Origin of the sequence: Gemmiger formicilis (assembly GCF_016900095.1) — a bacterium.
In the GTDB taxonomy this organism is placed as follows: domain Bacteria; phylum Bacillota; class Clostridia; order Oscillospirales; family Ruminococcaceae; genus Gemmiger; species Gemmiger formicilis_A.
Window position 1 is genome coordinate 39,641 of record NZ_JACJJP010000013.1, and the last position, 22,945, is coordinate 62,585.

General features: G+C 60.9%; 23 protein-coding genes. 9 read left to right on the plus strand and 14 right to left on the minus strand.

All coding sequences use genetic code 11. From position 1 onward, the window contains the following. Window positions 1-3 precede the first annotated feature (3 nt). The 5 genes from H6B15_RS07830 (at window position 4) to H6B15_RS07850 (ending at window position 6,190) form a co-directional block, all read left to right on the plus strand. Entirely contained in the window at window positions 4-654 is a 651-nt protein-coding gene (locus H6B15_RS07830) for an HAD family hydrolase (protein ID WP_204647438.1), read from the plus strand. 1 nt (window position 655) lies between these two features. Next, a complete protein-coding gene (locus tag H6B15_RS07835; protein WP_204647439.1) occupies window positions 656-1,594 on the plus strand; it encodes a DMT family transporter in 939 nt (312 codons plus the stop codon). Window positions 1,595-1,737: 143 nt separating this feature from the next. Beyond that, window positions 1,738-4,611: a preprotein translocase subunit SecA gene (gene secA, locus H6B15_RS07840; protein WP_204647440.1), complete on the plus strand. Its 2,874-nt coding sequence runs from the start codon at window positions 1,738-1,740 to the stop codon at window positions 4,609-4,611. Window positions 4,612-4,742: 131 nt separating this feature from the next. Then, a complete protein-coding gene (locus H6B15_RS07845; protein ID WP_204647441.1) occupies window positions 4,743-5,141 on the plus strand; it encodes a DUF3783 domain-containing protein in 399 nt (132 codons plus the stop codon). Further along, window positions 5,138-6,190: an FAD:protein FMN transferase gene (locus H6B15_RS07850; protein ID WP_204647442.1), complete on the plus strand. Its 1,053-nt coding sequence runs from the start codon at window positions 5,138-5,140 to the stop codon at window positions 6,188-6,190. The genes H6B15_RS07845 and H6B15_RS07850 overlap by 4 nt, the downstream gene beginning before the upstream one ends. Window positions 6,191-6,252: 62 nt before the next feature. Here the strand turns inward: H6B15_RS07850 and H6B15_RS07855 are convergent, their stop codons facing one another. From H6B15_RS07855 to H6B15_RS07870, 4 genes are all read right to left on the minus strand, one after another. Next, window positions 6,253-6,624, minus strand: a complete 372-nt coding sequence (locus H6B15_RS07855; RefSeq protein WP_204647443.1) for a type II toxin-antitoxin system PemK/MazF family toxin — start codon at window positions 6,622-6,624, stop codon at window positions 6,253-6,255. A 62-nt stretch (window positions 6,625-6,686) separates the two neighbouring features. Beyond that, window positions 6,687-7,802 carry an acyltransferase family protein gene (locus H6B15_RS07860; RefSeq protein WP_204647444.1) on the minus strand — a complete coding sequence of 372 codons (1,116 nt, stop codon included), beginning with the start codon at window positions 7,800-7,802 and terminating at the stop codon, window positions 6,687-6,689. Then, window positions 7,799-8,191 carry a holo-ACP synthase gene (acpS, locus tag H6B15_RS07865; protein ID WP_204647445.1) on the minus strand — a complete coding sequence of 131 codons (393 nt, stop codon included), beginning with the start codon at window positions 8,189-8,191 and terminating at the stop codon, window positions 7,799-7,801. Before acpS ends, H6B15_RS07860 begins: the two co-directional genes overlap by 4 nt. A 24-nt stretch (window positions 8,192-8,215) precedes the next feature. Continuing rightward, a complete protein-coding gene (locus H6B15_RS07870) occupies window positions 8,216-8,752 on the minus strand; it encodes a nitroreductase (protein ID WP_204647446.1) in 537 nt (178 codons plus the stop codon). A 221-nt stretch (window positions 8,753-8,973) separates the two neighbouring features. On the opposite strand from H6B15_RS07870, the gene pckA reads away from it, so the two are divergent. The 4 genes from pckA to H6B15_RS07890 all read left to right on the plus strand — a co-directional run bounded on the left by pckA (window position 8,974) and on the right by H6B15_RS07890 (window position 13,327). Beyond that, complete coding sequence (pckA, locus tag H6B15_RS07875; RefSeq protein WP_204647447.1) at window positions 8,974-10,566, plus strand: phosphoenolpyruvate carboxykinase (ATP); 1,593 nt, start codon at window positions 8,974-8,976, stop codon at window positions 10,564-10,566. Between the two features lie 97 nt (window positions 10,567-10,663). Then, window positions 10,664-11,500 carry a MurR/RpiR family transcriptional regulator gene (locus tag H6B15_RS07880; RefSeq protein ID WP_204647448.1) on the plus strand — a complete coding sequence of 279 codons (837 nt, stop codon included), beginning with the start codon at window positions 10,664-10,666 and terminating at the stop codon, window positions 11,498-11,500. A 50-nt stretch (window positions 11,501-11,550) separates the two neighbouring features. Then, on the plus strand, window positions 11,551-11,928 hold the full coding sequence (locus H6B15_RS07885; RefSeq protein WP_204647449.1) for a hypothetical protein: 378 nt from the start codon (window positions 11,551-11,553) through the stop codon (window positions 11,926-11,928). Window positions 11,929-11,959: 31 nt separating this feature from the next. Further along, window positions 11,960-13,327, plus strand: a complete 1,368-nt coding sequence (locus tag H6B15_RS07890; RefSeq protein WP_204647450.1) for a CCA tRNA nucleotidyltransferase — start codon at window positions 11,960-11,962, stop codon at window positions 13,325-13,327. A gap of 47 nt (window positions 13,328-13,374) precedes the next feature. On the opposite strand, the gene H6B15_RS15680 is transcribed toward H6B15_RS07890, so the two are convergent. From H6B15_RS15680 to H6B15_RS07930, 10 genes are all read right to left on the minus strand, one after another. Next, window positions 13,375-13,506, minus strand: coding sequence for a hypothetical protein (locus H6B15_RS15680; RefSeq protein ID WP_275950979.1), 132 nt, complete (start codon window positions 13,504-13,506; stop codon window positions 13,375-13,377). 148 nt (window positions 13,507-13,654) lie between these two features. Continuing rightward, on the minus strand, window positions 13,655-14,674 hold the full coding sequence (locus H6B15_RS07895) for a glycosyltransferase family 2 protein (protein WP_204647451.1): 1,020 nt from the start codon (window positions 14,672-14,674) through the stop codon (window positions 13,655-13,657). 19 nt (window positions 14,675-14,693) lie between these two features. After that, entirely contained in the window at window positions 14,694-15,356 is a 663-nt protein-coding gene (locus H6B15_RS07900; RefSeq protein WP_204647452.1) for an HAD family hydrolase, read from the minus strand. Window positions 15,357-15,456: 100 nt separating this feature from the next. Beyond that, a complete protein-coding gene (locus H6B15_RS15685; RefSeq protein ID WP_275950980.1) occupies window positions 15,457-15,591 on the minus strand; it encodes a hypothetical protein in 135 nt (44 codons plus the stop codon). A 393-nt stretch (window positions 15,592-15,984) separates the two neighbouring features. Continuing rightward, window positions 15,985-16,401, minus strand: a complete 417-nt coding sequence (locus tag H6B15_RS07905) for a putative ABC transporter permease (protein ID WP_204647453.1) — start codon at window positions 16,399-16,401, stop codon at window positions 15,985-15,987. A 92-nt stretch (window positions 16,402-16,493) separates the two neighbouring features. Then, complete coding sequence (locus H6B15_RS07910; RefSeq protein ID WP_204647454.1) at window positions 16,494-17,939, minus strand: nicotinate phosphoribosyltransferase; 1,446 nt, start codon at window positions 17,937-17,939, stop codon at window positions 16,494-16,496. A 72-nt stretch (window positions 17,940-18,011) separates the two neighbouring features. Continuing rightward, window positions 18,012-19,271: a methionine gamma-lyase family protein gene (locus H6B15_RS07915; protein ID WP_204647455.1), complete on the minus strand. Its 1,260-nt coding sequence runs from the start codon at window positions 19,269-19,271 to the stop codon at window positions 18,012-18,014. Next, window positions 19,268-20,059 carry a GNAT family N-acetyltransferase gene (locus H6B15_RS07920; RefSeq protein ID WP_204647456.1) on the minus strand — a complete coding sequence of 264 codons (792 nt, stop codon included), beginning with the start codon at window positions 20,057-20,059 and terminating at the stop codon, window positions 19,268-19,270. Before H6B15_RS07920 ends, H6B15_RS07915 begins: the two co-directional genes overlap by 4 nt. A 13-nt stretch (window positions 20,060-20,072) precedes the next feature. Next, the gene (gene murD / locus H6B15_RS07925) at window positions 20,073-21,467 is read right to left on the minus strand and encodes a UDP-N-acetylmuramoyl-L-alanine--D-glutamate ligase (RefSeq protein ID WP_204647457.1); all 1,395 of its coding nucleotides are present in this window, start codon (window positions 21,465-21,467) and stop codon (window positions 20,073-20,075) included. Between the two features lie 152 nt (window positions 21,468-21,619). Beyond that, entirely contained in the window at window positions 21,620-22,774 is a 1,155-nt protein-coding gene (locus H6B15_RS07930; RefSeq protein WP_204647497.1) for a ribose-phosphate pyrophosphokinase, read from the minus strand. Window positions 22,775-22,945 lie beyond the last annotated feature (171 nt).

Genomic DNA, 22,945 nt, shown 5'->3' on the forward strand with positions numbered 1-22,945 from the left:
GTCATGCGCCCCGAACTGATTTTGTGGGACTGGAACGGCACTTTGCTGGATGACGCCAAGCTTGGCCTGGATGCGCTCAACCGTCTTTTGGCCCGCTTCGGCTATCCCCAGCGGTACGACATGGCGTCTTACCGGAAGATCTTCGGATTTCCTGTGGAAGACTATTATCTGCGTGCCGGGATGGACTTTTCCCGGCACCCTTTTGCTGTTCTGGCCGAAAGTTATATGGCCGATTACATTCCCCACGCCAAGGCTTGTCCTCTGGCGGCCGGCGCCCGGGATACCCTGCAAGCCTTTGCGGACGCCGGTCTGCGGCAGGTGATTCTGTCCGCTTCCCCCGTGGATGTGCTGGAACAGCAGGTCCGGGAACGGGGCGTGCGGAACTTTTTTGACCGTCTGCTGGGCCTGGGCGACATCTACGCCAAGAGCAAGGTAGATCTGGGATTGAATTATCTGCACAAAAGCGGGCTGGACCCCGCCCGTGCGGTGATGATCGGTGATACGGTACACGACTTTGAGGTGGCCCGGGCCATGGGCGTGCGGTGCGTGCTGCAGTGCGGCGGGCACCAGGACGCCGAAACCCTGGGCACCACCGGTGCCCCCGTATGCGATACCCTGGGCGACGCAGCCGCCCTTATTCTGGAGGAAGATTGAGATGGAATCGAAAAGCAACCAGGTAAAAGGTGCATTTCTGACCATGTTCGGCGCGGCCTGCTGGGGTATTTCCGGCTGCACGGGGCAATATCTGTTCACCCGGCAGGGCATGGATGCCTTCTGGCTGGCCCCCATCCGGCTGACGCTGGCGGGCATTCTGCTGTGCGGGTATTTCCTTGTGCGGAATCCCAAGCTTCTGTTCGCCCCCTGGCACGGCCGCCGAAACATCATCGACCTGCTGATCTACGGCATTGCGGGGGTCAGCGGCTGTCAGATGCTGTATTTCACCACCATCCAGCTGGCCGGAGCCGGCATGGCCACCATCCTGCAGAACATCTCGCCGGTGTTCATCCTGATGGTGGTTTGCTGGCAGGCCAAACGGATGCCCCGGGGCTTTGAGATCGGGTCCATCCTGCTGGCGTTGGTGGGCTTGTTCTTCCTGACCACCCACGGCAGCCTGGACGGCCTGGCCGTCAGCCCCGAAGCCCTGGTCACCGGCCTGTGCTGCGCCCTGTGCGTGGTGGTGTACACCGTGTGGCCCCACAATCTGCAGCAGCAGTTCCCCACCCCCGTGCTGCAAGGCTGGGCGTTCCTGGTGGGCGGCGTTCTGTTCAGCCTGATCTGCCGCCCCTGGGAGGTGGGCTATGTGCCCAACGCCATGGGTTGGCTGGGCATTGCGGTGGTGGTCATCATCGGCAATGTGGTGGCTTTCTGCAGCTTCATGCAGGGCGTCAAGATGGTGGGCGCCCAGAAAGCCAGCCTGTACAGCTTTGCGGAACCGGTGACGGCCGCCGTCATCAGCACCCTGGTGCTGGGGTCCTCTTTCAGCTTCTGGGATGCTTTGGGATTCGGGTGCATCTTCCTGATGCTGGTGCTGCTGGCCAAGCCGCAACCGCACCCCGCTGTTTCGGCTCCCAAACCGGCCAAGGCCCACACCTGATTTCTTACAAAACAATATGCTTTTTACACCCGCGCAAGGTTTGACACAGACCCTTGTGCGGGTGTATTATATTGGAGTGTATCGCAATTACCATACGCTAAAACCGTCCGCCCTCTGGCGGCAGAAATGATAGGGGTTCGCATATGTCTTTTATGGAGAAACTGTTCGGAACTTTTTCCGACAAGGAACTCAAGCGCATCAAACCGCTGGCCGATAAGGTGCTGGCCCTGGAGCCGGAAATGCAGAAGCTGACCGACACCGAGCTGCAGGCCAAGACCCCCGAGCTGAAAGAAAAGCTGAAAAACGGCGCCACGCTGGACCAGATTCTGCCCGAGGCCTTTGCCGTCTGCCGGGAGGCCGACTGGCGTGTGCTGGGCCTGAAACCGTATCCGGTGCAGATCATCGGCGGCATTGTGCTGCATCGCGCCTGCATTGCCGAGATGCAGACCGGTGAAGGCAAGACCCTGGTGGCCACCATGCCTGTCTACCTGAATGCCCTGACCGGCGAGGGCGTGCACGTGGTGACCGTCAACGATTACCTGGCCAAGCGCGACAGCGAGTGGATGGGCAAAGTCTACCGGTTCCTGGGCCTGAGCGTGGGTCTGGTGATCCATTCGGTCACCCCCGCCGAGCGCAAGAAGGCCTATGAGGCCGACGTCACCTACGGCACCAACAATGAATTCGGCTTTGACTATCTGCGGGACAACATGGTGGTCTACAAGGCCAACATGGTTCAGCGCGGCCATGCCTACGCCATCGTGGACGAGGTGGACTCCATCCTCATCGACGAGGCCCGTACCCCGCTGATCATCTCCGGCAAGGGCGAGGATTCCAGCGTGATGTACAAGCGCGCCGATGACTTTGCCAAGACGCTGAAGAAGAGCGTCATCGTGGAACTGGATGACAAGGTAGCCGCCGAAGAGCAGGTGGACGGCGACTATGTGGTGGATGAGAAACATAAGAGCTGCACCCTGACCGAGAGCGGCGTGCAGAAGGCCGAAGCCTGGTTCGGCGTGGACAACCTGGCCGATGCCGACAATATGACCCTGCGCCATTACATTGACCAGGCCATCAAGGCCCGGGGCGTCATGCACCGGGATACCGACTACATCGTCAAGGACGGCGAGGTCATCATCGTGGACGAGTTCACCGGCCGTCTGATGTACGGCCGCCGGTACAACGACGGTCTGCACCAGGCCATCGAGGCCAAGGAAGGGGTGAACGTGGCCGCCGAGAGCAAGACTCTGGCCACCATCACCTTCCAGAACTACTTCCGCATGTACAAGAAGCTGGCCGGCATGACCGGTACCGCTTCCACCGAGGCCGACGAATTCAGCGAAATTTACGGCCTGCAGATCGTCAGCGTGCCCACCAACAAGCCCCGGGCCCGCAAAGACCTGCCCGACAGCGTGTACAAGACCGTCAAGGGCAAGTACGACGCCGTGATCAACCAGATCGTGGAATGCCACGAAAAAGGCCAGCCCGTGCTGGTGGGTACTGTCAGCGTGGAAAAGAGCGAGACCCTGTCCAAGATGCTGAAGGCCCGCGGCGTGCCCCACAACGTGCTGAACGCCAAGCACCATGAGCGTGAAGCGGAGATCGTGGCCCAGGCCGGCAAACAGGGTGCCGTGACCATCGCCACCAACATGGCCGGTCGTGGTACCGACATCATGCTGGGCGGCAACGTGACCTACATGGCCAAGGCCACCCTGCGCAAGGAACTGGAACGCAAGCTGGCCCAGGACGACGAGAAGATCGAGGCCGAATACCAGGCTGCCCGCGCTGCCGCCAAGGCCGCCGACCAGCCCCTGCCCGAAAAGCCTGCCCCGGTGGACCACACCGCCCGCCTGGACCTGCTGCTGACCGAGGCCGACGGCCACGCCGACACCGACGATGCCGAGATTCTGGCCGCCCGCAAGCGGTTTGACGAACTGGTGGCCGAGTACGAACCCGAAGTGAAGGCCGAAGCCGAGGCCGTGCGCGCCGCCGGTGGTCTGTTCATCATCGGCACCGAACGCCACGAGAGCCGCCGTATCGACAACCAGCTGCGCGGCCGTGCCGGCCGTCAGGGCGACCCGGGTGCTTCCCGTTTCTTCCTGAGCCTGGAAGATGACCTGATGCGCATCTTCGGCGGCGAGCGGGTGCAGAACATGATGAACTCCCTGGGCATCGACGAGGATATGCCCATCGAGAACAAGCTCATCACCAACACCATTGAGAGCGCCCAGAAAAAGCTGGAAGCTTCCAACTTTGCTATCCGTAAACAGGTGCTGCAGTATGACGATGTCATGAACCAGCAGCGCGAAATCATCTACAAGCAGCGCCAGATGGTGCTGGACGGCGAGGACATCTCCGACAAGCTGCACGAGATGATGCAGGAGTCCATTGCCGACAGCTGCAACGCCTATCTGAGCGGCGACGTGCCGGACGACTGGGATTTTGCCGCCCTGCGCCGCCATTACATGAACTGGCTGTGCCTGCCCACCGACTTCAACTACACCACCGAGCAGCTGAGCGGCGTGACCCGGGAGGAAGTGGCCAAGACCCTGTACGACCGCGGTATGCAGATTCTGAAAGCCAAGGAAGCCAAATACGGGTCCCAGACCATGCGGGAACTGGAACGCATCTGCCTGCTGCGCAACGTGGACACCAAGTGGATGGACCACATCGACAACATGGACCAGCTCAAGCAGGGCATGGGCCTGCGCGGTTACGGCCAGCATGACCCCGTGGTGGAATACCGTCTGGAAGGCTTTGCCATGTTCGACGAGATGATTGCCTCCATCCGGGAGGACGCCGTCCACATGCTGCTGACCATCGAGATCCGCCGCCCCGAAGCCCAGCCCCAGCGGGAACAGGTGGCCAAGCCCACCGGCGAGGGTGCTCCCACCCGCCCCGGTGCCAAAGGCAGCGCCCCGGTTCGGGTGCAGAAAATCGGCCGCAACGATCCCTGCCCCTGCGGCAGCGGTCTGAAGTGGAAGAAGTGCACCTGCAAGGAATACCACCCCGACCTGTAAGCCAGATAGCTGAGACCGGACCTTTGGGTCCGGTCTTTTTGTTTGGTCTGTTGCCCCGGCCTTTGCTTTCGGGGCGGAATGTGGTAGAATAAAATCCATTCCGAATCAAGTTACCGGAGGTTTTCTCTTTTATGAAAGCACATGTACAGGCGGAACCGCGCTGCGTTCTGCTGTGGAATTTCGGCCCGCAGAACGCGGGATATGACCATCTGGTCCGCACGGCCGCTGCCCTGCGGCTGAAGGTGCGGCCCGTTGGCCCTGCCGAGCTGGGCGGCACGGTGGCAGACCTTTGTGCAGGACGGCGGGCGCCGGCCACACAGCTGCCCTCCCCCACCGACACCCCCGCCATGATCATCAGCGGGCTGCGCCATGACGACGGGTCGCTGGGCCGGTTCGTGGACGAGATCCGCCGGGGCGGCGCCGACATTCCCCTTCGGGCCATGGTCACCCCCACCAGCCGGAGCTGGACCCTGGACGCCCTGCTGCGGGAACTGTGTGAGGAGCACGCCGCCGTGGGAGGCAGGGAATGAACCGCCAGCGGTGGATTGCCGGGGCCCTGTGCGTGGTCCTGGCGGCGGTGGTGGGGTTCAGTTTCTGGCAGGACCGCACCGCCCCCAAGGCCTACACCGCCACCTGGTGGGATGTGTTTGATACGGTGACCGTGGTGACCGGGTATGCATCCAGCGAGGAGGAATGGCAGCAGCAGGCGGACGCCCTGCACGCCGATCTGCTCCATTATCACCAGTTGTTTGACATTTACAACACCTACGACGGCATGACCAACATGGCCACCGTCAACGCCCGGGCCGGGCAGGAAACACTGACGGTGGACGAGGATCTGTTCGCCCTTTTGCAGTTCGGCAAAGAGGCTTACACCCTCACCGACGGTGCCTGCAACATTGCGGCGGGAACGGTGCTATCCCTGTGGCACGACGCCCGCACCGCCGCTGAAGCCGCCACTTCCGAAACCGCCCTGACCGCCGACATTCTTCCCACCGAGGAGGCTTTACAGAAGGCCGCCAGGTACACCGACATAAACGATTTAGTGCTGGAGGAAAACACCCGGACCGTACACTTTGCCGACCCGGACCTGCAGCTGGATGTGGGAGGAATTGCCAAAGGCTGGTCGGTGGAGCAGGCCGCCCAAAAAGCCGAAGAACGGGGACTGACCTCCGCCATCCTGAACGTAGGCGGCAATGTGCGGGCCATCGGCAAAAAGCCCGACGGCAGCCCCTGGACCGCCGGGGTCCAGGACCCGGACGGGGACGGCAATCTGGCCGAAGTGCAGCTGCAGCCCGGGCAAAGCCTGGTGGTCAGCGGCGATTACCAGCGCTACTTCACGGTGGACGGGATCCGGTATCACCACCTGATCGACCTGCAGACCCTGCAGCCCGCCCGTTATTGCCGCAGTGTGGCCATCCTGTGCCGGGACAGCGGCATCGGGGATGCCCTTTCCACCGGGCTGTTCTGCCTGCCCCAGGAACAGGGTGAAACCGTTCTGGCCAAGGTGGACGGTGCCGACGCCCTGTGGGTGCTGGATGGGGATGTGCTCTCCTCCTCTCCCGCCTGGCCCCAATAACAATACGAAAAGGACCTTTCCCTCCGGGGTTGCCCCGGGTACGGGAAAGGTCCTTTTTTGATTCAGGTAAAGCTGCCATGGGGCGGCTGTTCCACCAGCCCCATGGACACGCCCAGGGCTTCATCCACCCGCTGCATGTCCTCGGGCGGGATGCGCCCGGCCCGCTCCCGCAGGCGACGTTTGTCCAGCGTGCGGATCTGCTCGGTGAGGACGATGCTGTCCTTGCTCAGACCGCAGCGGTCCGCCCGCACCCCGATATGGGTGGGCAGACGGTTCTTATCCTGCCGGGATGTGATGGCCGCCGCAATCACGGTGGGACTGTGCCGGTTGCCGATCTCATTCTGGATGATAAGTACCGGCCGCACGCCCCCCTGTTCTGAACCCACCACCGGGCTCAGATCGGCGTAAAAAACTTCTCCTCTGTGTACCTCCATGGTGCCTGCCTCCCTGTCTAGCATGATCTCGTTGCTATTAGTATAAGCAGGCAGAGGCAGGTTCAATCACCGGACGGCAAGATTTTGTCCAGCACGCTCAGGCTTTCGTCCCCTTTTTGGCAGATAAAAGCAAACCACCGGCTGTTTTCCAGCGGGCGGATGACCAGGCGTTCCCGCAGCAGATGGAGCACCGAACAGCCCAGATAAACCGCCAGAATCACAAACAGGGCGTAGGGCGCGGAGCCCACGTGGTTCTGGGTGCGGAACACCCCGGTCCACAGCAGGCCGATGACCGCCGGGGTCTGGTGGATGATGTACACGCCCAGGGTGGCCGAGGCCAGCAGGTTGATGGCTTTCACGCTGCCCATATGCAGCTTTTGGAACGCGAAGAAGAAACAGAAGGCGCAGAGAATGTTGGGTGCAGCCCCCAGCGCGGTGCGGTAGTATTCCAGATACTGCATCACCTTGCCGTCCATGCCCTGCCACTGGGCCACGCCACGGCCCAGGGTGAGCAGCACCACAAAGGCCAGCGCCAGCCAGGGGGCAGCGTTTGCCCGCAAAGCCCGGGAAAGGCGGTTGTCCGGATACAGGCGGAAATAGCCGGTGAGCAGATAGAGGAACAAAAAGCTCCAGAGCAGATCCCCGAAGACGCCATCCTCCGCAAAAAGGGTGGAATAGCCCACCAGGAACAAGCCTGTCACCCCCAGCAGGGCCCGCAGCCCGGACCGCGGCAAAGCCCGCAGCAGCAGGTTGAGCACCGGGGACAAAAGCAGCAGCATCACATACTGGGAGATAAACCACAGCTGTTGGGTGCTGACCGGAAAGACCGCCCACCGCAGGGTTCCCAGGCCCACATTGCTGCCGGGAACCAGCCAGCAGAGCAGGGTCAGGGGAACGGTGTACAGCCACAGGCTCAGCCACAATCCCAGGACCCGCCGGGTGCGGAAGGGCTGCCGGCAGAGGAACCAGGCCCCCAGGATGACGAACAAATCGCACCCCAGGCGGGACCCGGCTCCCAAGGCCGAGAAGAACAGGGCGTGGGGCAAGGTGTCATACACGGCGGTACCGCTCTGCCCCGCGTAGTGGTCGGCCACAATGAACAGCATACAGAGGATGCGCAGCAGTTCCAGGCTGCTCTCCCGCTGTGCCTTGTGAGGCTTCGCCGAAAGTTCCGTCATGATTCCCTCTCCCCTTCTCTTTGTTCCAGCACCGCAAAGGCGCAGGCCATGCCTGCGTCGTGGCTCAGGCTCAGATGGGCGGTCAGGTGATGCTCGGCCATAAAGCGGGCAGCTTCCCCGGACAAGGCATAGCAGGGCGCCCCGCTTTCCCGGCGCAGCACGCCGATGTCCGCCAGCGCAAAACCGCCCAACCCCAGGCCGCAGGCCTTGAGAAAGGCTTCCTTGGCCGCAAAGTTGGCTGCAGCGGTCTCAGCCCGGCGCTTGCCGGTGCGGGTGGTAATCAGCGCCCGCTCTTCCGCCGAGAACACCCGGTTCAGAAAGGCTTCCCGGGCGATGGCCTGCTCCATCCGTGCGGTTTCACACAGATCGGTTCCGATACCGAAAATCATGCCGCACCTTCCTTTATTTTGGATTCAGCGCACATACACCACATAGTTTTCCTTGCGGGGTGCGGCGGGCTTTTCGCCGCCGGGCGCGGCATGGCCCAGAATGCAACAGCCCACACCAGCCAGGTGCTCGGCGTTGGGCACGTTCCATTCTTTCAGCAGGGTCTTGCCCTCCTCGGTCTCGAACATCTCATAGGCACGGTTGATCCAGCAGGAACCCAGGCCCACGCTGGCCGCCGCGTTGAGCAGGTTGCCCATGACCAGGCTGCCGTCCGCCTTCCAGTTGGGCTGGCGGGTGTCGGCCAGAACCACCAGAACGGTGGGCGCACCGTAGAAGGGATCATTGTCCCGCCCCATGACGGCGGCGTTCATGCGGGACAGATGATCCCGCACTTCCTTGTTTTCCACGGCCACGATCACCGGGCTCTGCTGGCCCATGGCGGTGGGGGCATAGGTACCGGCTTTCAGCACCGCTTCCAGCTTGTCGGCTTCCACCGGCTGATCGGTATAGGCGCGGCAGCTGCGGCGGGTGTACAGGGTATCCAGAGTTTCGTTGGTCAACATACAATACTTCCACCTTTCATGGGCAGGCCGCCTGCCTGAAAGAAGGCCGCCTGCCTGTTTTTTGTCTATATTATACCATACCGCGCAAGCCCCCTGCGCCAAAATGTGTTAAATTTTTTCAAATTTGTACTTCACTCCATTGCCTTTTCCGGCGCTTTCGGCTATACTAAAGACAGTTCCATTATAGTGGCATACAATGGCATATAAGGAGGTAGTTTCCCATGGAGACTTATGGAATCGAAAAGTTCGGTATCATCGGCCCCAAGGCTGTGTACCGCAACCTGACCCCCGCCCAGCTGACCGAGGCCGCTCTGCGCCGCGGTGAGGGCACCCTGTCCAACACCGGTGCGCTGGTTGTCACCACCGGCAAGTACACCGGCCGTTCCCCTAACGACAAGTTCATTGTCGATACCCCCGCCGTTCACGACGATATTGCCTGGGGCAAGGTCAACCGCCCCATCAGCCGTGAAAAGTTCGACGCCATCAAGGGCAAGGTTGCCGCGTACCTCCAGGGCCGCGAAGTCTTCATCTTCGACGGTTTTGCCGGCGCCGACAAGAAGTATACCAAGAAGTTCCGCATCATCAACGAGATGGCCAGCCAGAACCTGTTCATCCATCAGCTGCTGATCCGCCCCACCGCGGAGGAACTGGCCAACTACGGTGAAGCCGACTACACCATGCTGGTGGCCCCTGGCTTCAAGTGCGATCCGGAAGTTGACGGTGTCAACAGCGAAGCCGCCATCATGATCGACTACGAGGCTCACCTCATCGTCATCTGCGGCAGCCAGTATTCCGGCGAAATCAAGAAGAGCGTCTTCTCCACCATGAACTACGTCATGGTCAAGGAAAACGTGCTGCCCATGCACTGCTCCGCCAACATGGACCCCGAAACCCATGAGACCGCTGTCTTCTTCGGCCTGTCCGGCACCGGCAAGACCACCCTGTCCGCCGACCCCGGCCGCAAGCTGATCGGCGACGACGAGCACGGCTGGAGCCCCGACGGCGTCTTCAACTTCGAGGGCGGTTGCTATGCCAAGTGCATCAACCTGAGCGCTGAGAACGAGCCCGACATCTACAATGCCATCCGCTTCGGTTCTCTGGTTGAGAACGTTGTCATGGATCCCGAGACCCGTGAGTTTGACTTTGCTGACGACAGCCTGACCGAGAACACCCGCGTGGGCTACCCGGTCAACTACATCAACAACGCTCAGATCCCCGGCGAGGGCGGCATCCCCAAGGTTGTCATCTTCCTGACCGCCGACGCTTTCGGTGTTCTGCCTCCCATCAGCCGTCTGGACAAGAACGCTGCCATGTACCACTTCGTCACTGGCTTCACCTCCAAGCTGGCCGGCACCGAACGTGGCATCACCGAGCCGCAGCCCACCTTCTCCACCCTGTTCGGCGAACCCTTCATGCCCATGGATCCTTCCGTCTATGCGGAAATGCTGGGCGAGAAGTTGGAGAAGTACGGCACCAAGGTTTACCTGGTCAACACCGGCTGGGCCGGCGGCAGCGCCGCGGCCGGCGCCAAGCGCATGAAGCTGGCTTACACCCGTGCCATGGTCACCGCTGCTCTGAACGGCAGCTTTGACAGCATCGAGTTCAAGCATCATGACGTGTTCAACGTGGACTATCCCGTCAGCTGCCCCGGCGTGCCCGACGAAATGCTGGACGCCCGCGGCATGTGGGCCGACAAGGACGCCTATGACGCCCAGGCCAACAAGCTGGCTCAGATGTTCGCTGACAACTTCGCCAAGAAGTATCCCAATATGCCTTCCGAAATCGCGGAAGCCGGCCCCAAGCCCAAAGCCTGATTGCTTACGGCTGAGCTGAAATCGTAAGACTCACGTCCCCGCCCCTGCCACCACGCACGGGGCGGGGACGCTTTATTTTGCAAAGGAGGGGTGATCCATGCAGATGGCGCAGGAACTGCTGCTGCTTGTTGCATCGGAGGAAAACCGCGGTCAGACCAACCAGAGCATCGCCCGGTACTGCCTGGCCCACTTTGACGAAGTGCTGAACATGAGCATCACCCAGCTGGCCGCCGCCTGCCACGTCTCGGCTGCCACCATTACCCGGTTCTGCCACACCCTTGGGTACGATGATTTTCTGCACTTCAAGGACGAGTGTGCCCTGGACCGGCGTATGCGGGCACGGTCCGCCTACTATTGCGGCAATGTATTCGGCTACGACAAATCCGCTTTGGTTCAGCCTGCTCTGCAGGACAGCTGCCGCACCCTGGAGAGCGATCTCTACGCCTGCCTGTCCGGGGTTGACCCCCACCAGATGCAGGCTTTGGCGGACGCCATACGGGCTGCGGATGATGTGCTGCTGCTGGGGATGGAATACTCCGGGCTGATGATGCTGTACCTGCAGCGGGAACTGGTCAAGCGGGGCAAGATCATCCGGGTGTTGCTGTCCACCGCCAATCTGCAGGATGTGACGGTGGGCCCCGGCACCCTGATCCTGATGCTGAGCATGAACGGATGCGGCCTGGAAGTGATGGTGGACGCCGTACAGCGCCTGGCCGAAGAGGGCGGCGAGTTCTGGCTGCTGACCCAGGCCGGGGACGTGGCGCAGCGCTATCCCTTTGTGCAGCACGCGGTGGTGGCCGGCGCGGGACGGGATTTTACCTTCCACCGGTATGCGGAGCTGGCTTTGGCCGACATGCTGCTGGCCTATTACGGACCGCTGAAACAGTTTGATGCAAATGGATTGCCCCTGCCGCAAGGGCATGCTATACTGTAACCATAGTAATCATAGAAAGAAGGACTATCATGTACAATCCTGGGGATTCCATGATCGAGGTCCGCGAACTGCTGATCAAAGCGTTCGCCTCGGCGTGGGAAGTATGCGGTGCCGATATGCCCGGCACCGACCGCGACAGCTACATTACCAGCAGCATCACGGTCATCGTCTCCATGCAGGTCAGCCCGGAGATGATCTACGCGGAAGAAGGGTCCGGCCTGACCGACGGGGAGGAACTGGACCATCTGAGCGATCTGGTGCGCGCGGACGGCATCTGGGTGTATTACGGCGTGCCGGAAGAAAGCTTTTTCCTGGTTACCTGGATGCCCGATGAGGAAGCGGCCCGCCGGAAGGTGGCCGATCTGATGGCCGAGGGCGGCTGCGTGGCCTGCACGGTGGATCTGACCCAGCAATGGCATTTTGAATGATTCGTACCCCACACAGAAAGGAGGTTCGGATATGAACACCACAACCGATATCCGGCCTCCGGAACAGGCGCGTGCCCTGTTGGGCAAACTGCGCCGGGCCGGGTACGAAGCCTACATTGTGGGCGGCTGCGTGCGGGACAGCCTGCTGGGCCGCACACCGGACGACTGGGATATCTGCACCAGTGCCCGTCCCGAAGAGATGGAAGCCCTGTTTGCGGGATACCGCCTGCTGCTCAAGGGCAAAAAACACGGTACGGTGGCGGTGGTGCTGGACGGCCATAGCTGGGAGATGACCACCTTCCGGCAGGACGGCCAGTATACCGACGGCCGTCATCCCGACTGTGTCCGCTTTGTTCCCTGCCTGCGGGAAGACCTGGCCCGCCGGGACTTCACCGTCAACGCCATGGCCTGGTCCCCCGAGGACGGGCTGGTGGATCTTTTTGGCGGGCAGCAGGACCTGCAGGCCGGGATCCTGCGCTGTGTGGGTGACCCGGAAGCCCGCTTCGAGGAGGATGCCCTGCGCATTCTGCGGGCCGTACGGTTTGCGGCACAGCTGGGGTTCCGGCTGGATCCCGCCACCGCCGCCGCGGCCAGGCAAGCCCGCCTGACGGTACGGTGCGTTTCGGCCGAGCGTATTTTTACCGAGCTGGACCGACTGCTGGCCGGCTTTGCCGCCGGGACGGTGCTGGCCCAATACGGAGACATCCTTACCGGTGCATTGCCGGAAATCGCCTCCTGCATCGGCTGTGGCCAGCAAGGGCGCTGGCATTGTTATGATGTATGGGAACACACCTCGGCGGCCGTGGGCGCGCTGGATACCGATGGGCTGGATGCCCGCAGCGCCCGGGTGCTGCGCTGGGCTGTGCTGCTGCACGACATGGCCAAACCCCTGTGCCGCACAGTGGATGAGGCCGGCGCCGCTCATTTTCCCGGGCACAACCAGCGGGGCGCACGGCTTGCCCGCCAGATTTTGCAGCGGCTGCGGGCCCCTGTTTACCTGACCGACGGCGTGTGCGCACTGGTGGCGGTGCACGACGGTCCCCTGCCCGAAACTGATCTGGCCATTCTGGAACAGCTGCACCAACGCGGGCCGCTGTTCTGGCAGCGGCTCTGCCGCCTGAAGCTGGCCGATCTGGCCGCCCACACCAACAACGATGCCGTGGCCCAGCGTTGCCGGGAAGTGCGGGACTTTGCCCGCCGGATGGAATACCTGGCCCGGACCGGCTGCTACACCGTATCCGGACTGGCTCTGACCGGCAGCGACCTCATCGCCGCCGGGCTGACACCGGGTCCCCTGGTGGGAAATACCCTGGAATGGCTGCTGCAAGCCGTTATGCAAGGTACTCTGCCCAACCGGAAAGAGGAGCTGCTGCAAGCTGTACGTTCCCGATCCGTATGACGCAAAAGTGCCTCCGTCTTTTCCGGACGGAGGCACTTTTTTGTGGTTTATTCTTTCAGAAGAAGTTCTTCCAGGCAGTTCATGTACAGGTCCCGGAAGCCCTGCTCATCGGCGTTGGCCAGCAGGTGGCTCAGTCGATTCAGGATCGCATCGTTCCAAATCCGTTTCCAGTTCAACATTTTGATCGGCTCCTTCCCTGTTTGCGGTTTGTTTTTCGATCTGTCTGTATGATACCGCAAAGCAAGGAATGAATGTCGATTTTTTCAAAATATGAAAAGGCCGCCCGGCCCGGAAATTCCGGAACGGACGGCCTTTTTTGGTATACAATCAGTTGAACTTGAAAATCTTCTGGGCCACACGGTAGCCCCACAGGGTAATGCCCCGGCCGGCCTTGCCGGGCAGGTTGCACAGCCCCGCCACCGACGCCACACAGCGGCGGTACACGCGGCGGTCATGCAGCTTGAGGAACTGCCACAGCTCCGCTTTCTTGCGCAGGGCATCGGTGCTGCCATCCATGGTCAGGAAAACGCTGCAAATGGTCATCATCATGGACAGGTAGTTGAACATATAGGCCCGCAGCTTCTTCTGTTCCGGGGGCAGGGCGTACAGATCCACGGCGGTGATCATCAGCTTGGTGACCCGCACCTGCTGGTCCACCCGCTTGACCATGACCTTTTCGTTGACGCTCTGGTCTTCCCGGCCGATAAAGTACCGGTACAGGTCCAGGTCCATATAATACAGGCTGCGGCAGCTGGGCAGGGGCAGATAGACAAAGACGTTATCCACATAGAAGGTGTGCTTGGGCAGCCGCAGACCGCAATCCCGCAGAATCTGGGTGCGGTAGATGACCGAGTGCATCAGGATGTTCTGGCTGGGCGGAAAGTGGCCGATCTCCTGCCAGGTAAAGACCTTGTCCTGGGGCAGAATGCCGGTGTAACGCACGGTGTGGTGGGTGTTGTCCACGGTGTGCTCATACACATAGTTGCACAGCAGCAGGTCCACGGGCTGGGGCATGGCGGCAAATTCCCGCAGTTTGGTCATGACCTTCTGCAGGGCATCGGCGTCCAGCCAGTCGTCGGAATCCACCACCTTGAAATACAGGCCGGAAGCATTGCGGATGCCCTGGTTGACGCCCTCGCCGTGGCCGCCGTTTTCCTGGTGAATCACCCGGATGATGGTGGGGTATTTTTCGGCCCAGGCGTCCGCAATGGCGCCGGTTTCGTCCTTGGAACCGTCATCCACCAGGATGATCTCTGCATCCTCGCCCGCAGGCAGCAGGGTCTTGATGCAGCGGTCCATATAGGCGGCGGAATTATAACAGGGCACGGTAAAGGTGATCAGTTTCATGATGACTTCTCCTCTTTGCTTACTCTTTGTTTTGTGCCAGCCAGTCGGGCCAGCGTTCGCACAGGCTGTCGGCCGTCTGCCGCAGTTGGGGCCAGGCATCGGCGGTGTAGGCATCCCATACGGCTACCGTATACAACCCCAGTTTTTGGGCGGTGGCCAGTGCCGTGGGGGAATCTTCAAACACCATGACCTGTGCGGGGTCGGGGTTGCCGAACCCTTCCAGGGCGCGCAAATATACCTCGGGGTCCTGCTTGCCCTGGGTTGTCTGACAGGAAAGGGTAAATTCGAACCGGTCCAGAATGCCCAGGTGGGCCAGCGCCGCATCCACCAGAGGCTTGTCGGTGCCGGAAGCCACACACAGCCGGACGCCCCGGTCCCGCAGAAAATCCAGCACCTCCACGGCGCCGGGTTTGAGGGTGGCTTCGGTGGTGTAGGCGCAGCGGGCTTCCTCCCGGATGAGGTCGGCCAGCTCCGGCGCCGTGACAGGCAGGTGATAATGCTCCACATAGTACTGCGCTGTTCCCTCAATGGTCAGCACCATGTTGTCCTCCCGGTCCTGGCGGGGAAAACTCATGCCCCAACGGGCCAACACCCGGTCCCCCACCAGATCCCACATGCCGGTGGAATCCAGCAGCGTGCCATCCATATCAAAGATGGCATAAGGCCGCCATGACACAGACATCTCCCCTTTCCTTGGTATACCTATATAGCATACCTTTTTTTGGGCAAAAAAACAAGACCGGCCAACGTTTTTTAACGCTGGCCGGTCCTGGCGACATGCTTCAGAATTCGGTATGCTGGTAATCATGCACGCCGGACGGGATCACGTCGTTGTACACATCCTCCGGCAGACCGAAATCCTCGCCGCGCTGAATGATACCGCGCATCCATGTCGTAATCTTATGCAGGCTCAACATAGCGATCCCCTTTCTGTAGATGGGCGGGAATCCGGCTGCTTGCGGGTGCCGGTTTCCCTCTCTCTTTGCATCTTCAGTATACACGGAAGGTCGGACTTTTGCAACCTGCATTTTGTACAAACTTACAAAAAATATTTATATAGTTTTCCACTATTCCGTTGTTTTGTACATATTCCATCCACGTTTGTACGCGTTACGCGCACAGTTCCCGCCAGGCTTCCTCCATGGTGTCGGCGGAGAACAGGAACTCTCCCTGTGCGGAATATACCTCAATGTGGCCGTTGACATTCTTGAATTTGGTGGTCATGGAACCCGCCTGCCTTTCTTTTGTTTCTGTCTTTATTATACAGAAGCAAAAGGGCCATAAAGCGGACTTACAACCCTGCCAGGCTCTTATTTAGCCCTATAAACCGGACTTCTTTGGGACAGCCACCGCAGCAGGCGCAGGCCGCCCAACAGCCACAGGCAGAGCAGGAACCACAAGAAGCTGTATTTGGGACAGATCAGACCTGCCACGTTGCCCCACTCGGTGCTGTAGTCCCACACGTGCAGGCGCAGCAGGCGGGTGCATACCATACCGAACAGCAGCTCCACCCCGGATACCCCGCCTGCCGCCAGCAGCGCGGCGGCAAGAAGCGGACAGCGGACGCTGTCATCAAACCAGCGGAGCAAGCAAAGGCAAAGCCCGCCCGCAAAGAACATGGTCCAGTGGGTGGTGCCCCGCCAGGCCAACTCCAAACCAAGATAGGCCGTGCCGCCCAGCAAAAACAGACTGGCTGTCTCCCATCGGCAGCCACGAACCAACACCATAAAAAGGCCCCCTTCCCCGGCAGATACTTGTGCAACAGTATTCTGTGCAGGAAAGAGGGCCTGTAATCATTTTGTAACTGTTTTTTGCGGTTTTATTTGGACAAAACCTTGAGCAGCTCGTTGCGGGTATCCCACAGTTTCTGGCTCAGGTCCACATAGTGGCGGTGGGGGTTTTCAAAGCGCTTTACTTCGTCCCACAGGGTGTTGATCTGGGCCTTGCAGAATTTGCGGATATCTTCCAGGCAGGGGCTGGTGTAGACGCGCTCGCCGTTCACGTAGATGGGGGTGGACAGGCAGCGGGCGGTGCAGTTGACGTAGGTGCGTTCCTTCCAGGTTTCCACCGGGTCAAACAGGGTGATGCCGTGCTTGGTCTCCACCTGCTCGTCCGCCATGGTGATCAGGTCGGCCATGGCCTTGTTGTCCTCATCGTAGATGCGCCAGACCTTCTTCAGGCAGGGGATGGTGGTCTTTTCGGCGGATTCGCTGAGCTTCATCTTGGGAACATAGGTGCCGTCGTCCTCCTTGACGGCGGCCAGCTTGTACACCCCGCCGAAAACAGGGTCGCTCTTGGCGGTGATCATGTTTTCACCGATGCCGAAGCTGTCCACCCGGGCACCCTGCAGAATCAGGTCCCGCACCAGGTATTCGTCCAGGCTGTTGGAAGCGCAGATGGTGCAGTCGGGATAGCCGGCCTCATCCAGCATGCGGCGGGCTTTCTTGGACAGGTAGGCGATATCGCCGGAATCAATGCGCACCCCTTTGGGACGCTTGCCCATGGGTTTGAGGACCTCGTCAAACACCTTGATGGCATCGGGGATGCCGTGGCGCAGCACATTGTAGGTATCCACCAGCAGGACACAGGCATCCGGGTAGAGCTCGGCGTACTTCTTGAAGGCTTCGTACTCGCTGGGGAACATCTGCACCCAGGAATGGGCCATGGTGCCGGAAGCGGGAATGCCGAAGTCCCGGGCGGCCATGACGCAGCTGGTGGAACCGCAGCCGCCGATGTAGGCAGCGCGGGCGCCGAAGTAGGCGGCGTCATACCCCTGGGCACGGCGGGCGCCGAACTCCATGACCGGACGGCCGGAAGCCGCCCGCACAATCCGATTGGCCTTGGTGGCGATCAGGCACTGGTGGTTGAAGGTGACCAGCAGCAGAGTTTCCAGCAGCTGGCATTCGATGGCAGGACCTTCCACCGTGACGATGGGCTCCTGGGGGAAGATAGGCACACCTTCCTCAATGGCCCAGATGTTGCAGTGCAGCTTGAAGTTGGCCAGATACTCCAGAAAATCCTCCCGGAACATCTTGGTGGAGCGCAGGTAGTCGATGTCCTCCTGGGTGAACTGCAGGTGATCCACCGCGTCGATGAACTGCTGCAGGCCCGCCATGATGGCGTAGCCGCCGCCGTCCGGCACGCGGCGGAAGAACATGTCGAACACCGAGATCTTGTCCTTGTAGCCCTCGTCAAAGTAGCCGGCGGACATGGTCAGTTCGTAAAAGTCGGTCATGGTGGTCAGATTGCGCTTGATATCCAGCATGGTATTTTCCTTCCTTTCGGTCAATCGGGTCCGTATTGACGCAAAACCGCCGGGGCGGTCTGTACTACAAGGTCAGGCAAAAAAGGCGTTCTGCACGGCGCACAGCACCGCGGCACGGGCGGCGGTAAAGTTCACACCGCCCTGCAGGTAGCAGGTGTAGGGTTCGCGCAGAGGGCCGTCGCAGGAAAGCTCAATGGTACTGCCTTCGGTAAAACTGCCGGAAGCCATAATCACTTTGTCGGTATACCCGGGTTCATCCGCCGGTTCGGGTGCCGCAATGCTGTCGATGGGGCTGCCCTGCTGAATGCCGGTGCAGAAGCCCTGCAGCGCCGCCGCGCTGCCCGAATCGAAGCAGGTGACGATATCGTTGTGGTCGGCGGTGTAGCGGGGCACCGGCTTCACGCCGGACAGCTCCAGCAGGCACTGGGCATAGATGGCGGTCTTGAGGGCTTCGCACACCACACCGGGGGCGTAGTAGAAGCCCAGGAAGGTATCCCGCAGGCTGTCCTGGGTGCAGCCCAGCTCCGCCCCGATGCCGGGGGCGGTGAAGCGGTGGCTGACCTTTTCCACCAGGTCGGCCCGGCCGGCAATATAGCCGCCGGTGGGGGTGATACCGCCGCCGGGATTCTTGATGAAGCTGCCGGCAATAAGGTCGGCCCCCACTTCCAGGGGTTCCTGCTTCTGGGTGAATTCGCCGTAGCAGTTGTCCACAAAGATCACCGCGTTGGGGTTGGCCTTGCGGGCAATCTCGGCCACCTTTTGAATGGTGGCCAGGTCAAAGGCATTGCGCTGGGTGTAACCCCGGCTGCGCTGGATGTGCACCACCGTGGCGTTCTTGGCCTGGCGGGCAATGGCCTCATAATCAGGGGTGAAGTCCTCTTTGAGGGGACATTCGTCATACAGCACGCCGAATTCCCGCAGAGTACCGCAGCCCTTGCCCGCTTCCCCGATGCCGATGACCCCTTCCAGGGTATCGTAGGGGCGGCCGGTGGCGGCCAGCAGGGTGTCACCGGGGCGCAGCAGGCCGAAGAGGGCCACCGCCAGGGTGTGGGTGCCGCTCATGAACTGCGGCCGCACCAGGGCGGCTTCCGCCCCCATGCAGCGGGCAAAGACTTCCTCCAGCTTGTTGCGGCTGTCATCCCAGACGCCGTAGCCGGAAGATCCCCAGAAATGCCGGGCTTCCACTCCGCAGCCGGTGAAGGCTTTGAGCATCTTCAGCTGGTTGTAATCCCGGATTTCCTCCACATGGGCAAACTGGTCCTTGCAGAGTTCCAGCGCCTGTTTGTCCAGGGCCAGGACTTCGGTTTTCAGGTCAAAAAATTCTTCGATCATTGGTTTTCGATTCCTTCATTGTTGTCTTGTGGGGGCAGGAGGTACTGACCATAGGTCAAGCTGCACACAAACCCCAGCCGGTCATAGAAATGCCGGCGTTTTTCCTCACACAGAAATGTGACGGTATAGCCTTCGGCGGCAAGTTCATTGGCCAGGGTGACGATGAGATGTCCCCCGATGCCCTGCCCGCGCAGGTCGGACCGGGTCTCCCCTGCCGCCATATAGGCTTCGCCGTCAAAGATGGCGTAGGCTCCCACGGTGCAGACCATCCGGTTTGCCCCGTCGCACACGGCCAGTACCCGGGCATAGCCGTGGTTGATGGCGGTGCAGGATTCGGAGTAGAAGGCATCCCGCCGTTCGGGTTCATCCGGAAAAAGTTCGGCACTGACGGTTCCCATGGAGGGATGCCGGTCTATGTGCAGTCCCGGCAGCAGCGGCGGTACCGGCAGGCAGCCGCCGGGGGCCAAGGTGTACAGGTACAGGTCCCGGCGCAGCGGCCAGGAAGGCGGCGGGCAGAGGTTGGCGGTCAGCCGTTCCACCCCTGCGAACCGCAGGAAGAGGGCCAGCTCCTCCCAATCCGGAAGGTCCGGTCCGGCCGCGCACAGCTGGGCCGAACGGCCGCTGAGGGCCAGCGCCCCGCCGGGCAGGGTGAACAGCCGGGTGGGCGCGCCGGGGTTTCCGGTCCACAAAGCCGCGTCCCGGCCCAGCAGCGCCCGAAAATAGGGCTTACCGGCCACCACCTGCTGAAATGCCCGCTTCCGGGCGGCGTCGTTTACGGCCTGGAGCACGGCATACCTCCTGTTACAGCGCTTGGACGATCTGCTTGTATTCCCGTCCGCGGGCTTCAAAGTTGGGATAATGGTCAAAGGATGCCGATGCCGGAGACAGGCTCACGATATCGCCGGGATGGGCGGCGGCCCGGGCCTTTTCCACCGCATCCTTCATATTGTCGGCGTGGAGGATCTGCAGGCCGCTCTCGGCAAAGCCGGGGCAGGCACGGACTTCCCGCTCGATGATGGGGCCGGTGTCCCCCATGAGGATCAGCACCTTCACATGGGCGATGAGTTCCGGCGCCAGGGGGGCATAGCTGATTTTTTTATCGTAACCGCCCGCAATGAGGATCAGCTTCTGGTCGAAACTGCGCAGGCCGGCGATGGTGCGGGTGGGGCTGGTGGCGATGGAGTCGTTGTAATACTGCACGCCGTCCAGCATACGTACCGGCTCGATGCGGTGTTCCACACCGGTGAAGGTGGAGGCCACCTGACGCATGGCATCCACCGGAACCAGCCCCCACACAGCCGCCATGGCGGCCAGCAGGTTTTCCACATTGTGCAGGCCGCGCAGCTTGACGTCGGCCCGGGGCACGATGGGTGTCACCACGCCGTTTTCAGCGTAGCACAGGGTATCGTCGGAAGCCCGCAGGAAGGCCCCCTTGTCGGTTTCATGCAGGCGGGTGAACCAGACCTGGTCCCCTTTGCAGTCGGCGGCCATACCCCGGGTGATCTCGTTTTCATAGCCCAGGACCGCACGGCAGGGCGGGGTCTGCCACAGCAGGATGTTGCGCTTGGCGTCGATATACTCCTGCATGTCCTTATGGTGGTCCAGGTGGTTGGGGGTGACGTTGGTCACCACCGCCACCTTGGGGCTGTGGCGCATGCTGATGAGCTGGAAGCTGGACAGCTCCGCCACCGCAATGTCGTTGGCGGTGACGGTTTCCAGCTGGGGCAGCAGGGCTGCGCCGATGTTGCCGCCCAGCAGCACCTTGCGGCCGGCGGCTTCCAGCATTTTGGCGATGAGGGTGGTGGTGGTGGTTTTGCCGTCCGAACCGGTCACGGCCACGATCTCGCAGGGGCAGAGCTCAAAGAAGAGTTCCACCTCGCTGGTGACCATGGTGCCGGCCTTGAGGGCCGCCTGCAGTTCGGGCTTGTAATACTCATACCCGGGGGTGCGCATGATGATGTCCTGACCGGCAAAGCCGTCGGTGTAGTGTTCGCCCAGGCTGAGATGGACGTTCAGGCGGCGCAGCGTCTCGGCGTAATCGCCGAAGGCTTCCAGGTTGGGTTTCTGGTCACACAGGGTGATTTCGGCCCCCAGGGCGGCAAACTGTTCGATGCACGGTTTGTGGCTGACACCGGCCCCGATGAAGGCCACCTTTTTGCCGGCGACCATCGCCCGCAGACGTTCGATTGGCAGCATACAAAACCTCTCCTTTTTCGGCAACGGGGCGGGTGCCCCGGGAATTCTTCATACCCCATTATTATAGCGATACAGGCGCCGCAATGCAAATTTTTTGCCTGTGCCGAAAACGGCACAGGCAAAAAATACAGCTATGCAATTGTGGGGTGTGATCAGCAGCCCATGGGAATGCCGTGACGGCCCAGCAGGGCGCGGATCTTGACCATGGGATCGATGATGCTGGAAACGCTCTTGTCGTGGTTGATGGCGGCGATGAAGTAGGCGGTGTACTTGGACACATCCACGTCATGGTACCATTCACGTTCCAGCAGTTCGGGCATGCGGTAGGTCAGGTTGGTGCCCAGGACCGCGGCCACGATGCCGTCCTTGTAAGCCTTGTCGAACTTGTCCAGACCGGCGGTGAACAGCGGGAAGGTGGCGTAGGTGAAGATCTTGCGGGCGCCGCGCATCTTCAGGCCGTAGGCAATGTCCAGCATGCTCTCGCCGGAAGCGATGATGTCGTCGGCGATGAAGACGTCCTTGCCTTCCACACTCTCGCCCAGGTATTCATGGGCGACGATGGGGTTGCGGCCGTTGACAATCTTGGAATAGTCGCGGCGCTTGTAGAACATGCCCAGGTTGCAGCCCAGCACGCTGGAATAGTACATGTTGCGGTTCATGGCGCCTTCGTCGGGAGAAACGACCATGAAATGCTCCTTGTCAAAGCGGACATCGGGCACGTGATGCAGCAGGCACTTCAGCACCTGGTAGGTGGGCATGACGTTGTCAAAGCTCATGGTGGGCACGGCGTTCTGCACGCGGGGGTCGTGAGCATCGAAGGTGATGATGTTCTTGACACCCACAGAGCGCAGCTGCTGCAGCGCAAAGGCGCAGTCCAGGCTTTCGCGGCTGACGCGGCGATGCTGGCGGCCGCCGTACAGGCTGGGCATGATCACGCTGATGCGGTGAGCACGACCGGAAACGGCCTGGATCAGACGCAGCAGGTTCTGGAAGTGATCGTCGGGAGAGAGATGGTTCTCGTACCCGAACAGTTTGTAGGTAACACTGTAGTTTCCCGGATCCACAAAAATAAAGATATCATCACCACGGGTCGAGGCCTTGACCAGGCCCTTGGCATCACCGGACTGGAAACGCGGGCAATCGGAAGGGATAATAAAGGTATCCACATCCATACCGACTTCGCGGGCCCAGCGCACCAGATGGCCGTCTACCAGATTGGCCAGCTCTTCGGCACCGGGGCAGGCCAGAAGCCCCAGGTCGGCGATTGCATCCTCTTTCGCAAAAAAGTCACGGGGGCCAAGATTCATGTCAGCCATACGTTGCTCCTTCACTGAACTTTATACATATTTTGTGCGCTCATCAGCGCATCATAACTCATCTTTATTTTATCACATGGGAACGGCGAAATCACCTGTCAACCGAGCTTTTTTTGTGCAATCTTTGATTTTCCGCACCTTGCACATCCCCTTTCGGGAGCC

Bases quoted from the DNA above. Each gene is read 5' to 3' on its own strand.
- H6B15_RS07930 (WP_204647497.1), bottom strand. From the start codon at position 22,774: ATGAATCTTGGCCCCCGTGACTTTTTTGCGAAAGAGGATGCAATCGCC.
- H6B15_RS07880 (WP_204647448.1), top strand. From the start codon at position 10,664: ATGCAGATGGCGCAGGAACTGCTGCTGCTTGTTGCATCGGAGGAAAAC.
- H6B15_RS07905 (WP_204647453.1), bottom strand. From the start codon at position 16,401: ATGGTGTTGGTTCGTGGCTGCCGATGGGAGACAGCCAGTCTGTTTTTG.
- H6B15_RS07890 (WP_204647450.1), top strand. From the start codon at position 11,960: ATGAACACCACAACCGATATCCGGCCTCCGGAACAGGCGCGTGCCCTG.
- H6B15_RS07860 (WP_204647444.1), bottom strand. From the start codon at position 7,802: ATGACGGAACTTTCGGCGAAGCCTCACAAGGCACAGCGGGAGAGCAGC.
- H6B15_RS07870 (WP_204647446.1), bottom strand. From the start codon at position 8,752: ATGTTGACCAACGAAACTCTGGATACCCTGTACACCCGCCGCAGCTGC.
- secA (WP_204647440.1), top strand. From the start codon at position 1,738: ATGTCTTTTATGGAGAAACTGTTCGGAACTTTTTCCGACAAGGAACTC.
- pckA (WP_204647447.1), top strand. From the start codon at position 8,974: ATGGAGACTTATGGAATCGAAAAGTTCGGTATCATCGGCCCCAAGGCT.
- H6B15_RS07830 (WP_204647438.1), top strand. From the start codon at position 4: ATGCGCCCCGAACTGATTTTGTGGGACTGGAACGGCACTTTGCTGGAT.
- H6B15_RS07895 (WP_204647451.1), bottom strand. From the start codon at position 14,674: ATGAAACTGATCACCTTTACCGTGCCCTGTTATAATTCCGCCGCCTAT.
- H6B15_RS07850 (WP_204647442.1), top strand. From the start codon at position 5,138: ATGAACCGCCAGCGGTGGATTGCCGGGGCCCTGTGCGTGGTCCTGGCG.
- murD (WP_204647457.1), bottom strand. From the start codon at position 21,467: ATGCTGCCAATCGAACGTCTGCGGGCGATGGTCGCCGGCAAAAAGGTG.
- acpS (WP_204647445.1), bottom strand. From the start codon at position 8,191: ATGATTTTCGGTATCGGAACCGATCTGTGTGAAACCGCACGGATGGAG.
- H6B15_RS07855 (WP_204647443.1), bottom strand. From the start codon at position 6,624: ATGGAGGTACACAGAGGAGAAGTTTTTTACGCCGATCTGAGCCCGGTG.
- H6B15_RS07835 (WP_204647439.1), top strand. From the start codon at position 656: ATGGAATCGAAAAGCAACCAGGTAAAAGGTGCATTTCTGACCATGTTC.
- H6B15_RS07845 (WP_204647441.1), top strand. From the start codon at position 4,743: ATGAAAGCACATGTACAGGCGGAACCGCGCTGCGTTCTGCTGTGGAAT.
- H6B15_RS15680 (WP_275950979.1), bottom strand. From the start codon at position 13,506: ATGTTGAACTGGAAACGGATTTGGAACGATGCGATCCTGAATCGACTG.
- H6B15_RS07885 (WP_204647449.1), top strand. From the start codon at position 11,551: ATGATCGAGGTCCGCGAACTGCTGATCAAAGCGTTCGCCTCGGCGTGG.
- H6B15_RS15685 (WP_275950980.1), bottom strand. From the start codon at position 15,591: ATGTTGAGCCTGCATAAGATTACGACATGGATGCGCGGTATCATTCAG.
- H6B15_RS07915 (WP_204647455.1), bottom strand. From the start codon at position 19,271: ATGATCGAAGAATTTTTTGACCTGAAAACCGAAGTCCTGGCCCTGGAC.
- H6B15_RS07900 (WP_204647452.1), bottom strand. From the start codon at position 15,356: ATGTCTGTGTCATGGCGGCCTTATGCCATCTTTGATATGGATGGCACG.
- H6B15_RS07910 (WP_204647454.1), bottom strand. From the start codon at position 17,939: ATGCTGGATATCAAGCGCAATCTGACCACCATGACCGACTTTTACGAA.